The sequence below is a fragment of the Lichenifustis flavocetrariae genome (assembly GCF_026130545.1).
Taxonomy (GTDB): domain Bacteria; phylum Pseudomonadota; class Alphaproteobacteria; order Rhizobiales; family Beijerinckiaceae; genus Lichenihabitans; species Lichenihabitans flavocetrariae.
On record NZ_JAMOIM010000028.1, the window covers coordinates 32,892 to 45,995 of the forward strand.

Consider the following 13,104-nt stretch of genomic DNA (forward strand, 5'->3'; position numbering starts at 1 on the left):
AGGTCATGCATCATGCCGCCCAGCGCCACGAACCGAAAACATCGACCGTGAGCGACCGCGTGGACGCGATCGTCACCATCAAGGAGCAGACCGATATCCTCCATGCCCGGAGCGCGGGGCGTGAGGTCGCGCGCCAATTGGGCTTCGGCACCGTGGATCAGACACGGCTGGCCACGGCGATTTCGGAGATGGCCCGAAATGCGCTCAACTATGGCAAGGGCGGTACCTGCACCATCGTAACCGAGAAGGGCCAAGATGGCCGCTTGACGATCCGCGTCCTCGTCGAGGACCATGGTCCCGGCATCGCCGATGTCGCGCTCGCTTTGAAGCCCGGTTTCTCTAGCGGCGGTGGGCTCGGCCAAGGTTTGCCAGCCGTGCGCCGTTTGATGGACCATCTTGAGATCGACAGTCAGCCTGGCCGCACGACAGTCGTCGCGACCATGAGTCGTCGTCCGTGAGCGATGCGATGGATGTCACCGTCGCGGTCTTCGACGAAATGGATATTGCCCAGATCAGGATTGCGGCGCGCGACATGGCCAATCAACTGGGTTTTTCGAGTGCCAAGGCGTATCGGGTCGCCACGGCTGTCTCGGAGCTTGCCAACAATCTGCATGGCCATGCCTTGCCTGGCGGTACAATCCGTGTGACGCGGGTCAACAGGGCCGACCAGATCGGGATCGAGGTCGTGTCGCAGGACAGTGGACCCGGCATCCCCGATATCGCCCTGGCGATGCGGGACGGCTATTCGACCAACCGGGGTCTGGGCGGCGGTCTTCCCGGCACGCGGCGGTTGATGGACGATTTTTCGATCGAGTCGCAGGCCGGGGTCGGAACGAGGATCGTGGCGCGGATCTGGCGCCCATGATGTTTCACGGTCTGCGGCACTCACTGGATGCGAGCGCGCCGTGCGGCGACGCTTTCCTGTGCTGGCGGGAGGGGCCGCTCTGGACGATCTGTCTCGTCGATGGCCTGGGTCATGGTGCCGAGGCGGCGCTTGCCGCGGAGGCGGCGCTGACCGAAGCCGCGCGATGGAAGGCCCTCTCACCTGGCGATATCCTCAGTCGGGTCGACGACGCCATTCATGGCAGCCGCGGGGCAGCGATGAGTGTGGTGCGGATCGATGAGGCTCGCCGCACGCTGGAGCATGCCGGCGTGGGCAACATCCGCGTCGCCCTATTTGGCGACAAGACCCTTCGGCTCGATGGTAGAGCCGGGATCGTTGGTAACGGCTTCAAGCCCGGAGCATGGCCGTCACTGGGATGGCGCGACGGTGACGTTCTCGTTCTCTGGAGCGATGGGTTGGACCCCTATCTGAAGCTTGACCGGCTTAGCCTTCGCCTGAAAGGCAATCCCGAAGCGCTCGCCGAAAGGTTGATCGATCAATTCTCCACCCGACGGGACGATTCTTGCATCGTCTGTTGCCTGCTCGGAGAGGCATTGGGGTGATGGAGCGCTATGTCGGGCTCGTTCGGGCCTATGTGCGTGACGGCGACGAATCGAGCCTATTGGCGATCGGCGATCTACGCGACACGTTGCTGGCCCAAAACGTTCCCATGGAAGAGGTCGTCAATCTGCACGAGCAGGCCATGATGTCGCTCAAAGATCAGATGTCGCAGGGTCGTTTCGACGAAATCATCACCAGGACTTCGACATGCCTCGCTGAACTCGTTATTGCCTATTCGTTCGCCGACCAGAAGAAAAAAGTGGTCCGGGAGCGTAGTCAGCGGGTCGAGCAGGATCGACAACGTCTCGAAGCGCTCGGGCAGATGGCCGGTGGTATCGCGCACGAGTTCAACAATCTGCTGCAACCCATTATGGGCATGGCCGAGTTGGGTTTGGACGAAGCCGAACCCGGTAGCGAGCAGTCCGAGCGCTTGACGACGATCTTCGATTGCGCGAGCCAAGCGGCGATCATCGTGCGTGGCGTTCTGTCGACCGCCCGCAAGCAGGGTGCTGAGCCCAACCTGTGGCCTCTCGCGCCTCTCGTCGCGAAAACCGTGCAGTTTTTGTCAGCCATCATGCCGAGCGAGATCACGCTCGAGCTCGTCGTCGATTGTGGCGAGGAGCAAGTATTGTGCGACGAATCCGAACTGGGGCAGGTGCTCCTGAACCTCATCCGGAACGCTAGCGATGCAATGGCGGGCAGTGGCGTGGTTCGCATCCGGCTCGAAAAAAAGCCGGGGCAGGGGAGCGTCGAAGGGTCGAGTGGGTTCCCCGCAAGCGATGTGCTGCGGCTCTCAGTGTCCGATGCCGGCGCCGGCATGCCGGCTGATGTGGCGGCGCGGGCCGGCCAGCCCTTCTTCACGACCAAGAGCCCCGGCCATGGCACCGGCCATGGCCTCGCCATCGTTCTGTCAATCGTCCACGGCTGGCATGGTGATTTGCAGATCGATACCGCGCCTGGTCAGGGCACACGGGTCTCGATCACGCTTCCAATCATCGAGAATGCCGCGTCCGCCGTTGCTTGACGCCGTTGAGGCAGGCTAACGCGCGTCGGCGGCTATGGGTAGCCGTCCGGCGCGGTGTTGGTGGATTGCCTCATCTTCGACCTATGGAGTGTCAGACACAGAGTTTGACACGCAGTGAAAAAACGTATTCTCTTACTTGAGAAAACGTTTTCTCATCGATGAAGAGACATTGTGGGCAAACTCGAGGCATACGTTCGAAAGGGGGAAAGGGTCACGATCCGTGATGTTGCGCTAGGGGCCGGCGTGTCCGTCGCAACGGCGTCCAAAGCGCTCAACGAACAAGGCCGGATGACCGTCGAGACGCGAGAGCGGGTGCAAAGAGTTGCTCAGCGGCTGGGGTTTCGACCGAATGCCATGGCGCGGGCTCTCGTGGCGCAACGGTCCTTCACACTGGGATTGCTGACCAACGACACCTATGGGCGTTTCACGCTCCCCGTTGTCGCCGGGTTGTCGGCCGCAATGGCGGATCGGGGAGTCTCTGTCTTTCTCTGCGCGGTCGAGGACGATCCGGAGCGGGTGCGGCTCAATCTCAACGCGATGGAGGACAAGCGCGTCGACGGGCTGGTCATCGCCGGCAAGCGGATCGACAGGGCCCTGCCCATTGCGTTGCCGCCGCAGCGCATGCCGGTTGTCTACGTGAATGCGGCATGTCCCCCGCAAGGTGTGGGGTTCGTGCCTGATGATGACGGGGGTGCCTATGCGGCCGTCACTCATCTCCTCGGGCTTGGACGGCGACGGGTCACCCATGTCTCCGGGCCACGCGACTTCGAGGCTGTCGGATTGCGCGAGCAAGGATGGCGGCGTGCGCTGGACGAGGCCGGCTTGCCTGTGCCGAAGGCGGCGCTGTTCGGCAGCTGGTCGGAGGGTTTCGGCTACGAGACCGGTCACGCCCTGATGCGCACGCCCCGCGCGGCAGACCGGCCGGACGCGGTCTTCTGCGGCAACGACCAGATCGCACGGGGGCTGATCGACGCGCTGATGCATTTGGGAGTCCGCGTGCCCGACGATGTCGCCGTCGTCGGCTTCGACAATTGGGAGATCTTCGCCCAGGCGACGCGGCCGCCGCTGACCACGGTGGACATGGAACTGAAGGAACTCGGCAGCCAGGCCGGCCTGACCCTGCTGGACATGATCGACGGGAAACCCGTCACCGAAGGGCTTCAACGGCGCCCGTGCCGGCTCGCCGTGAGACAATCCTGCGGGGGCCAAGCGCGTTAGTCCGGCCCCCGAGTCAATCGCCCGACCACAAGGGTGAGCGCAATAACAGCGATGATCGAAGGCCCGGGACCCATGGGCCTCAAGGGGAGGATGAGTGATGAAGAAGTGGCTTTGCGGTGTAGGTGGTGTTCTGGCCGCGCTCGTGGCGGGTGCGGCTCAGGCTGAGACGATCACCATGTGGGCTCGGTCGGACGACTCGACCTTCATGCCCAAGCTGGTGGACGCGTTCAACAAGAGTCAGAGCCTCCATAAGGTCGAACTGCAGATCGTTCCGGTGAACGAGCTTGTCCAAAAATATGCGGTGGCGGCGGCCGGCGGCTCAGCGCCCGACGCGCTGTCGCTCGACCTCATCTACACGCCGGCCTTCGCGGCCGCCGGGCAGCTCAAAGACCTCACCGACATCGCCAAATCCATGCCCTATTTTGAGGCGCTGTCGAAGGCGCATCTGTCGGTTGGTACCTACCAGGACCACATCTACGGGATGCCGTTCTCGGCGGACGGTTCCGTGCTGATCTGGAACAAGAAGCTGTTCAAGGCCGCGGGGCTCGACCCGGACAAAGGTCCGACGACCTGGGCTGAGATCCGCCACGATGCCGAAAAGGTCAATGCGCTTGGTGGCGGCGTCCGAGGCTTCTATTTTTCCGGCAATTGCGGCGGCTGCAACATCTTCACCTTCACGCCTCTGATCTGGGCTTCGGGTGGTGATATCTTCGCCGACAACGGCCGGAAGGCGACGCTCGACACCCCCCAGATGCGGGACGCGATCGCTTTCTATCAGGAGATGGTGAAAGGCGGCCTCGTGCCGGCGGGCGCGCAGACCGACACGGGTGCTAACTTCTTCGCCGCCTTCGCGACCGGCAAGATCGGCCTGACCCCCTCAGGCTCCTTCGCGATCGGAGCGCTGAACAGCCAGTTCCACGATCTCGACTACGGCGTGACCTACCTGCCCGGTAAGGATGGCGGATGGTCGTCCTTCGCCGGTGGTGACAATTTCGTGGTCTCGAAGTCGACCACCAAGATGGAGGCCGTCAAAGCCTTCCTGGCCTACGCCTATTCGCTCGATGGCCAGACGCTGTTGGCCCACAACGGCTCACTTCCGGTGCGCCAGGACATCGCCAAAGAGGCCCTCAAGGGTCTCGACACCCGCTACCTCGTCGCAGCCGACGCGATGGCGCATGGCCGCACGCCCTATTCCACCGTGTTCAACGACCTGATCAACTCGGCCAACGGGCCCTGGAACACCATGCTCAACAAGGCCTTTTTCGGCGACCCCGACACCATCGCGCCGACGGTGCGCAACGCACAGGACGCGATGCAGTCGATCATCGACACCGCGCCCTGACAGGTGCTCAGCGGCGATCGACGTGTCGCTTGCTGACGAGCTGCACTTGGGAAAGGCAAAGCTCATGTCCATCACTCTCAAGAGCGAGGCCGACGTCCGCTCAGTCGGCGTTCCCCGTCGACGGCGCAGGCGGCACGACTTGGCCGCTCTCCTCTACGTCGCGCCGGCGATCATGTTCGTTCTCGTCTTCTTCCTGCTGCCGCTGGGCATGACAGTGTGGATGTCGCTGCACAATTGGCCGCTGATCGGCCGACCACGCTGGATCGGCTTCGCCAACTACAACGCGCTGTGGCGAGATCACGGTTTCTGGAACGCGCTCGCCTTCACGGGCCGCTATACGGTGGCGGCGACGATCGGGCTCCTGGCGGTCGGTCTCGCCTTGGCGCTGTTCGTCGAAAAGCCGCGTCCGCTGGTGGGGCTCTACCGTACGGTCTTCTTCCTGCCGGTGGTCATCGGTTTTGCCTCGGCAAGCCTTCTCTGGGCCTGGCTTTCGAGCGTCGATGCGGGCCTGTTCTCGCCGCTCGCCGAGCAGCTCGGCCTGACGAACGGGCGGATCAACCTGCTCGCGACCTTCGACCCCGCCTTCTGGTCGGTCACCGTGATGGTGATCTGGAAGATGGCGGGGTTCTATATGATCATCCTGATGAGTGGCCTGCAGGCCATCCCGGCCGACTATCACGAGGCTGCCCGGATTGACGGGGCGAATTTCTGGCAACGCTTCCGTTTCATCACCCTGCCGCTGATCCGGCGCCCGCTGGCCCTTGCCTCGATCCTCTGCGTCTCGGGTTCCATGCTGGCGTTCGACCAGTTCTACATCATCCTGGCCGGTGGGCCTCAAAACCAGACGATCACAGCCGTCTACTGGATCTTCAATCAGTCCTTCGTGTCGTTCCGTCTGGGCTATGGGTCCGCGCTCTCCGTCGTGCTACTCGGCATCCTCATGGTCCTGAGTGCGCTGCAATTGCGCCTCTTCGGTGATCGCGAGCCGCCTCGATGACCCTCGCGAACGAGATCATTCTTCCGTCGCGCGCGGGGTGGCGCCCGCGCTTCGGGCTGCATCGCGTGCTGTTCCACGTTGCGGCCGTCCTGGTCGCACTCTTGTTCCTCGCGCCGATCGCGGTTGTCGTCCTCGCCTCGTTCCGCCCGTCGTCCGAAGCTGGCCTGCCGCCACTGCCGCCGTGGCCCACAGGTGGGTTCTCCCTCGACAGCTACGCCCGTCTCGAGGCCTTCGGGGCCGGCATCCTCCACCACGCCGGGAACAGCCTGTTCGTCGCCCTTGGCACGGCAGCGATCACCGTGGTGGTGTCGCTGCTGGCTGGCTACGGCTTCTCGCGTTTCCACTTTCCGCTCAAGGGCACGCTGTTCGTGCTGATCCTCGCCACGATGATGATCCCGTTCCAGTCGATCCTGACGCCGCTGTTCCTAATCCTGGCCCGCCTTGGTCTGCAGAACACGCTCACGGGCCTCATCCTGATCTATGTCACGCTCCAGCTGCCGTTCTCGGTCTTCATGATGCGCAACGCCTTCGATACGGTCCCCAAGGAGATCGAGGAGGCGGCGCGGCTCGATGGAGCGACGGGTCTTCGGCTGCTCGCGCACATCATGAGCCCGATCGTGTTCCCCGGCATGGTGTCGGTCGGTCTGTTCGCCTTCCTGAATGCCTGGAACGAGTTCCTGGCTGCGCTGGTGCTGCTGACGGATCAGGACAAGTTCACGCTTCCGGTCCTGATGACGGCCGTCCGCTCGGGCCACTACGGCTCTGTGGATTGGGGTGCGGTGCAGGCCGGCGTCACCGTGATGATGATCCCCTGTCTCCTGCTCTTCCTCCTCCTTCAGCGCTACTACATCCGCGGCCTCACGGCCGGTTCGGTGAAGTGACGCGCGTCCCTCCAAGCCTCAAGGAACGATCGCGGTGAACCAATACCAATCCGCTTCCACCGCGACCCCGGCGCAGGCCAAGTTCCGCCCGCCGACGGTAGATCAGGTTCGCGTCGAGGGCTTCTTCGGCACACGGATCGATACGATCGCCACCGTCACGGCCCACACGCTGCTGGACCGGTGCGAGCAGGCCGGCATGCTGGACCAAGTCGATCCCGACCGGCCGAACCCGGGGCTCCGCATCCCGTTCCAGGCTGGCAACGCCACGGTGTCGACGCAGATGTTCTGGGACTCGGACTTCGGCAAGAGCATCGAGACGGCCGCCTATGCGCTGTTTCGCAAACCGGATCCGGTGCTTGAAGCCCGTGTTGACGCAATCGTGGAGGCCTATGCGCGGCTGCAGGACGACGACGGCTACCTGAACTCCTGGTATCAGCGGATCGAGCCGGGCAAGCGCTGGTCAAACCTGCGCGATTGTCATGAACTCTATGACGCCGGCCATCTGATGGAAAGAGCCGTCGCCTATTTCCATGCGACCGGGAAACGGCGCTTGCTTGATATCATGGCCCGCTACGCCGACCACATCGCCACGGTGTTCGGTCCGAACCCGGGCCAGCGGCGCGGCTATTGCGGTCATCCCGAGATCGAACTTGCCCTCGTCAAGCTCGGTCGAGCGACCGGAGAGCAGCGCTATCTTGACCTCGCGCGCTTCTTCATCGACGAGCGCGGTGCCCAGCCCTCCTTCTATGACGCGGAGGCAAGGGCGCGCGGCCAGGACCCGGTAGACTATCACTTCGGCACCTACCAATACATGCAGGCGCACGAACCGGTCCGCGAGCAGCGCCACGTGGTGGGCCATGCCGTGCGGGCCGCCTATCTCTATGCCGGGATGGCGGACGTCTCGACCGAGTTCGGCGACGCCACGCTCAGGCCGGCCCTAGAGGCGCTCTGGGACCATCTCACGCAGAAGAACCTCTACGTAACGGGTGGCTTCGGCCCATCCGCTCAGAACGAAGGCCTCACCTTCGACTACGACCTACCCAATGAGACCGCCTATGCCGAGACCTGCGCGGCCGTCGCGCTGGTGTTCTGGGCGAGCCGCATGCTCGGCCTGGGGGCCGATGGCCGCTATGGCGACGTGATGGAGCGCGCCCTCTACAACGGCGCGCTCGCGGGTCTTTCGCTCGACGGCACCCGCTTCTTCTACGAAAACCCCCTGGAGAGCCGCGGTGCGCACCACCGTTGGACCTGGCACCGCTGCCCCTGCTGCCCTCCCAACATCGCGCGCCTCGTCGCCTCCGTCGGCACCTACGCTTACGGCGTCTCGGACGACACGGTCGCGGTCCACCTCTATTGTGAGAGCGTGGCCGATCTGGTGGTCGGCGGTACGGCGCTCCGGTTGCGGCAAGCCACTCGCTACCCGGCCGAGGGCGAGGTCACGGTGAAGCTCGAGCCGGCAACACCGAGTGACTTCACCCTGTCATTGCGCCTGCCCGGTTGGGCACAGTCGGTGACGCTTCGTCTCAACGGCGAGCCCGTCGAGACGTTGGCGCTGACGGCACAAGGATACCTGCATCTGCGGCGGTGCTGGACGGCGGGTGACCGTGTCGACTTGTCGTTCGACATGTCGGTTCGCCGGCTCCATGCCAATCCGCGGATCGGCGTCGACCAGGGCCGCGTCGCGCTCATGCGAGGGCCGCTCGTCTATTGCCTTGAGGGCGCGGACAACGGCAACACACTTAACGCCGTGATCCTGTCGCCGAACAGTTCGTTTCGCTGCGAAGCTGTCGCCGAGCTTGGCGATGCAGTGATGTTGGTAACCGAGTCCGTTCGCGAGGTCACAGCCGATCCCCGGGCGCTCTACACTGTCGCTGCCCCAGAGCGGGCGCCCACGGCCACGCGAGCCGTGCCTTACTATGCCTGGGACAATCGCGCGCCGGGTGAGATGCTGGTGTGGGTGCGGCAGGAGGGGTAATCCGGCTTGCGCTGGGCTTTGATCCCGGCGAGACGCGAAGCCGTGTCATCATCCCTTTCGAGGTCTCGGCAATTCGGTGGCAGACCGTGGTCCGACACTGGCAACGCGGTCGTTGTTGGGGGGTCGAGTGCGCCCCAGGTGACGCGCATCGGCGGCGGAGCAGGGAGGCGCCAGATAGCCCAGCCACTGGCTCACCGGCAGCACCGCATAGGCATTGGTGTAGTAGTTGAGATTTGATCGGACAAATGGTGTCGTGGGGCTGAAGCGCGAGCCGAGGCTGGATGCGGAGTGGTCGGGGTCAGGACGCATCCGGCCTCGGCGTTTTGCAGGGACACGACCATGACGAAAGATCAGAACGTCATCCGGGCGAAAGTCGGCCTTTTGGAATTGGCCGAGCAGCTCGGCAATATGAGTCAGGCGTGCAAGATGCTGTACCGGCCGGATAGTGAGACACCGAATTTGATCCTAAGCGGCGATTGTCGCGGGTGAAAGCAGGTGCTGTCGGACGGCTGCGGGCGTGCGGTGGCCGAGGCGAGCGATCAGCCAGGTCGTGTTGTAGGTCTCCTTGAAGGCCGGCAGAGCGCGACGCAGGTTCTCGACGGTGTCGAAGGTATGAACCCAGAGCAGGTTCTCCTTGAGCGTGCGGATGAAGCGCTCGGCGCAGCCGTTGCCCTCCGGCGCCCGCACGAAGGCGGGCAAACTTTTGGCCCCGAGGAAGACGATCTCGTCCTGGAAGACGGCGGACATGTATTGGCTACCGTGATCGTGCCCGCATCGAGCGCCGGTTTCGTCGTATTCTGTTCCATGGCGTAATCTCCCCGGCGTGGACGCGCCGAGTCAGGGGTTGGACAACCTGGAGATTACGCCGCCTTCAAATTTCAACCACTCTCGCGACAGCACCCCTTAAGCTCCTATGAGGTCACATCCCGCTCGACCGGCAGGTGCTGCATGGACAGCCGACAGATCACCTCGACGACACGGGGTCAGTCTCATTCGGGGTCAGACCATCCAGCCAGCGCCCACACTCTCACAGTCTCGTTCAACCCTGAGGCGCAGGAACCCTAGACTTATGACTGCGCGGGGCCCAGCGGGCGGGCCGCCTCTCGTCGAGCGGAGATCCTTGATCCAGCGCAAGGCGCATGGCCCGCGTCAGGTCCTTGATGACCCGAGCGGGTATTTCCGGAGGCGGCATGTGAGAGTCGAAGCATGGCATGCTGAGTCAAACTTAAGCTTAATTATCAGCGAAGGTAAAGATTTAAGGTCAACGACCGACGACGAGTGCGCCTCCTGCAAACAACATCTTCACTACAATCGGTGTCTCAGCCCGTTGCGCGAGGTCTTTTAAATTTTCGGAAATGCTTCGGCTCCTAGCGTGCCAGAGTTTTTCTAGCATGACATCATGCTTTGGAGCCAATCACCCTGCGATCGATTGTAGCGCGCCAATTCCGACGTCTGACTGCAGATCACAGCGGCGCGGCAGCTGTGGAATTCGCGTTTGTGTCGCTGATATTCGTCTTGTGCATCCTGCTGACGCTCTCGATAGGCCTTGTGCTGTTTCTGCAGCAGCAGCTCGACTATGCCACCAGCAAGGCGGCCCGGCAGATCATGAACGGCACCGTGCAGCAGAATGCCTATAGCAGCACGGATTTTCGCGCACAGGTCGTCTGCTCCTACCTCCCGGCGATCTTTTCCTGCAGCGATGTCATCGTGAACGTGCAGACCGTCACAGAGGGTATCAATCCGGGTGGTTACTACGCCTTTCTCAATAGCGACACGACGGGACTTGTCATTCCCCAATTATCTAATGGTTCGACTCAGTACAATGTCGGAACGCAAGGGTCGTATGAGTACCTGCAAGTCATCTATCCGATCACGTTCCTGCCGTCCGTCGTCACGGCTCTGCTAACCAGTCACACCTACAATGGGTCTCCTGCCTATCTGGCAATGGCGACGGCAGCCTTCCGGAACGAGCAATATTGATGCGCGCGCGGCCACTCCGCCAATTCCAGCGGTCGGCCGCCGGTGTGGCCGCGATCGAATTCGCGATGATATTCCCTCTGCTCTTGGTGCTTCTTCTCGCCGGAGGCCAAGTCATTCTCTACGTCGACGCCGCGCGCAAGGTGCAACGCGTCGCGACATCGGTGAGCGAGATGCTGTCGCAAGCAGCGCCGGGGTCGAGTTCAGCCACGACCGCGACCGTCAACACGACCGACCTCAACTTCAGCTACGATGCCGCCACTGTCATTTTTCCTTATGTGCTGGGTGATGCGGCGCGGCGCAATCTGACGTGGCGTCAAGCCATCACGGTCAGTATGGCGGGTATCGCTTTCACGAAGTTGAGTTCCGCCTGCGATGGCGCCGACGACAAGAGCACCTGCTACGCCGCGACCGTGAAGTGGACCAGCACCGGCACCTCATCGGCAAGCTATCGGCCATGCCTTCCGCAACAGGTGCCGGTGGACAATGCCGCCCCCTACAACCGTCTCAACCTGCCCAGCTCGCTCTACGGGCCAGGCTTCATCATCGCTGTCGACGTATCGTTCACGTTCAACCCCACCTTCGGGGATGGACTGATCAGTCCGGTCACGATCATCAGATCGGCTTTCGTGCAGCCACGCTACGCCACGGAAATCGACTTCGACACGACCAACAGCGACGGGATTGCCTCGATATGCAGTTGAAAGACGAAATTCGCGTCTTCGCATGGCGATCCCGGACGTTTTGGCGCGAGCTCCGTGGCAACGTGAGCATCTTGTTTGCCCTCAGCCTTGTTCCGATGATCGGGGTGGTGGGACTCGGCGTCGACTATGGCATCGCGCTCAGTACCAAGTCCAAGCTCGACAGCGCGGCCGACGCGGCTGCCCTTGCAGCTGTGGCGACGGCAAAAGCCTATGTGGCCGATAATGCGTCGGATAATAACGTCACCGCCGACGCCATCGCGGCTGGCCTCGACCGAGCCAAGCGGGCCTTTGCGGTCAATGCCGCTGGCTTGAAGCTTGCCACCGCTCCCACGCCGGCCATCACCCTGACTCGCACCGGGCAGACTTTCGCCTCGAATGTTTCCTACAGTTCGGTGACTTCGGCCCAGTTTGGGCGCATGTTCGGCACGCCGACGCTGAACGTGGCCGGCACTTCGGCTGCACGGGCCGACGTACCCAGCTACCTCGATTTCTATCTCTTCGTAGACGAATCCGGTTCCATGGGCATCCCGACCGCGGCTGCCGACCAGACAACCCTTGCCAACGTGAACGGCGGCTGTCAGTTCGCGTGCCATTTCTCCGACCCCAAGCTGGCCACGGAGAGCGCTGGCAATTGGGGCTACAACATTGCCACGACCGGCTACACCAAAAAGAAGGCGAGCAACGGCACCTATGTCAACGACCAGCAAGTGCTGACGACGCCGATCCAGCTGCGATCCGGCGCAGTCAATAATGCAATCTGTCAGTTGCTGACCCGGGCTGCCTCACCCGCCGTCGCGAACCAGTACCGGGTTGGTATCTACCCGTTCATCAATCAGGTTGCGACTTTAGCGGCTCTGACGACCAACATCCCATCGCTTCAATCCACGGCCGATTGCTCCTCCAGCCCGCCGATGGCGCTGACCTCTCTCCTGGATCCGGGCGTCACGCAATTCTACTCTGGGAATGACCCGACGACCGGGACCGGCAGTGGCGGAACCCATTTCGAATCTGCCTTGCCGGGGATGCAGGCAATGGTGTCGCCCGTCGGCGATGGGTCTTCGGCTGTCAATCCCAAGCCGTTCGTGTTTCTGATTACGGATGGCATGGACAACGGACAGCATTATTCGTCAAAATCTGGCTCGTCTTACCGCTACGTGGGGGATCCCAACACTCTTTTCACGAGCTACGTTGGTAGTAACGGCAAGGCCGTAACTTCTGGTTTCGATGGATCTTCCCCGCAAATATTCAACTCTAATTATTGTTCTCAGTTGAAGTCAGCCGGCATTACACTTTCAATCCTATATATTCCCTACGTGACGCTGGCGGTGGGTACCAAAAATCAAGCGGAAACCATCACTGTCGACAATCTTATTCCCGGTGTTTCCAGTAACCTTCAGGCCTGTGCAAGCTCAGGGTTCTTCTACACGGCCAGTTCGGCATCTGACATCACCGCCGCGCTTTCCGCCATGTTCAATCAAGCGGTCCAGGTCGCACATTTGAGCAAATGACAGCCGTAGGCTCAAAGAAAGGTTAGGCTAAGCC

12 protein-coding genes and 2 pseudogenes are annotated in these 13,104 nt (G+C 62.3%); 13 read left to right on the forward strand and 1 reads right to left on the reverse strand.

Features of this window, described 5'->3' with window-relative positions; all coding sequences use genetic code 11:
• Positions 1–47 precede the first annotated feature (47 nt).
• The 10 genes and pseudogenes from M8523_RS26750 to M8523_RS26795 form a co-directional block, all read left to right on the forward strand.
• Positions 48–458, forward strand: coding sequence for an ATP-binding protein (locus M8523_RS26750; RefSeq protein WP_282587941.1), 411 nt, complete (start codon positions 48–50; stop codon positions 456–458).
• A complete protein-coding gene (locus M8523_RS26755) occupies positions 455–865 on the forward strand; it encodes an anti-sigma regulatory factor (protein ID WP_282587942.1) in 411 nt (136 codons plus the stop codon). Before M8523_RS26750 ends, M8523_RS26755 begins: the two co-directional genes overlap by 4 nt.
• The gene (locus M8523_RS26760) at positions 862–1,446 is read left to right on the forward strand and encodes a SpoIIE family protein phosphatase (protein ID WP_282587943.1); all 585 of its coding nucleotides are present in this window, start codon (positions 862–864) and stop codon (positions 1,444–1,446) included. Before M8523_RS26755 ends, M8523_RS26760 begins: the two co-directional genes overlap by 4 nt.
• Positions 1,446–2,468 (forward strand): ATP-binding protein, encoded by a 1,023-nt coding sequence (locus M8523_RS26765; RefSeq protein ID WP_282587944.1) that lies wholly within the window; start codon positions 1,446–1,448, stop codon positions 2,466–2,468. The genes M8523_RS26760 and M8523_RS26765 overlap by 1 nt, the downstream gene beginning before the upstream one ends.
• A gap of 171 nt (positions 2,469–2,639) precedes the next feature.
• Positions 2,640–3,686, forward strand: coding sequence for a LacI family DNA-binding transcriptional regulator (locus tag M8523_RS26770; protein ID WP_282587945.1), 1,047 nt, complete (start codon positions 2,640–2,642; stop codon positions 3,684–3,686).
• A gap of 97 nt (positions 3,687–3,783) precedes the next feature.
• On the forward strand, positions 3,784–5,028 hold the full coding sequence (locus M8523_RS26775; protein WP_282587946.1) for an ABC transporter substrate-binding protein: 1,245 nt from the start codon (positions 3,784–3,786) through the stop codon (positions 5,026–5,028).
• Between the two features lie 64 nt (positions 5,029–5,092).
• Positions 5,093–6,025 carry a carbohydrate ABC transporter permease gene (locus M8523_RS26780; RefSeq protein ID WP_282587947.1) on the forward strand — a complete coding sequence of 311 codons (933 nt, stop codon included), beginning with the start codon at positions 5,093–5,095 and terminating at the stop codon, positions 6,023–6,025.
• Entirely contained in the window at positions 6,022–6,906 is an 885-nt protein-coding gene (locus tag M8523_RS26785; RefSeq protein ID WP_282587948.1) for a carbohydrate ABC transporter permease, read from the forward strand. The genes M8523_RS26780 and M8523_RS26785 overlap by 4 nt, the downstream gene beginning before the upstream one ends.
• A 34-nt stretch (positions 6,907–6,940) precedes the next feature.
• Positions 6,941–8,881: a glycoside hydrolase family 127 protein gene (locus M8523_RS26790; RefSeq protein ID WP_282587949.1), complete on the forward strand. Its 1,941-nt coding sequence runs from the start codon at positions 6,941–6,943 to the stop codon at positions 8,879–8,881.
• A 339-nt stretch (positions 8,882–9,220) separates the two neighbouring features.
• Positions 9,221–9,328, forward strand: a pseudogene (locus tag M8523_RS26795) (IS481 family transposase); the annotation flags it as partial.
• An 18-nt stretch (positions 9,329–9,346) separates the two neighbouring features.
• Here the strand turns inward: M8523_RS26795 and M8523_RS26800 are convergent.
• Positions 9,347–9,655: pseudogene (locus tag M8523_RS26800) on the reverse strand (integrase core domain-containing protein); the annotation flags it as partial.
• Positions 9,656–10,363: 708 nt separating this feature from the next.
• Between M8523_RS26800 and M8523_RS26805 the strand changes: the two are divergent.
• From M8523_RS26805 to M8523_RS26815, 3 genes are read left to right on the forward strand one after another with little or no spacing between them, the layout of a single operon-like run.
• Entirely contained in the window at positions 10,364–10,861 is a 498-nt protein-coding gene (locus M8523_RS26805; protein WP_282587950.1) for a TadE/TadG family type IV pilus assembly protein, read from the forward strand.
• Complete coding sequence (locus M8523_RS26810; RefSeq protein ID WP_282587951.1) at positions 10,861–11,562, forward strand: TadE/TadG family type IV pilus assembly protein; 702 nt, start codon at positions 10,861–10,863, stop codon at positions 11,560–11,562. The genes M8523_RS26805 and M8523_RS26810 overlap by 1 nt, the downstream gene beginning before the upstream one ends.
• Complete coding sequence (locus tag M8523_RS26815; protein WP_282587952.1) at positions 11,553–13,070, forward strand: TadE/TadG family type IV pilus assembly protein; 1,518 nt, start codon at positions 11,553–11,555, stop codon at positions 13,068–13,070. Before M8523_RS26810 ends, M8523_RS26815 begins: the two co-directional genes overlap by 10 nt.
• Positions 13,071–13,104: the final 34 nt, after the last annotated feature.

Excerpts from the sequence above, each read along its gene's own strand:
- M8523_RS26760 (WP_282587943.1), top strand. The coding sequence starts at position 862 with ATGATGTTTCACGGTCTGCGGCACTCACTGGATGCGAGCGCGCCGTGC.
- M8523_RS26765 (WP_282587944.1), top strand. The coding sequence starts at position 1,446 with ATGGAGCGCTATGTCGGGCTCGTTCGGGCCTATGTGCGTGACGGCGAC.
- M8523_RS26775 (WP_282587946.1), top strand. The coding sequence starts at position 3,784 with ATGAAGAAGTGGCTTTGCGGTGTAGGTGGTGTTCTGGCCGCGCTCGTG.
- M8523_RS26780 (WP_282587947.1), top strand. The coding sequence starts at position 5,093 with ATGTCCATCACTCTCAAGAGCGAGGCCGACGTCCGCTCAGTCGGCGTT.
- M8523_RS26785 (WP_282587948.1), top strand. The coding sequence starts at position 6,022 with ATGACCCTCGCGAACGAGATCATTCTTCCGTCGCGCGCGGGGTGGCGC.
- M8523_RS26810 (WP_282587951.1), top strand. The coding sequence starts at position 10,861 with ATGCGCGCGCGGCCACTCCGCCAATTCCAGCGGTCGGCCGCCGGTGTG.
- M8523_RS26815 (WP_282587952.1), top strand. The coding sequence starts at position 11,553 with ATGCAGTTGAAAGACGAAATTCGCGTCTTCGCATGGCGATCCCGGACG.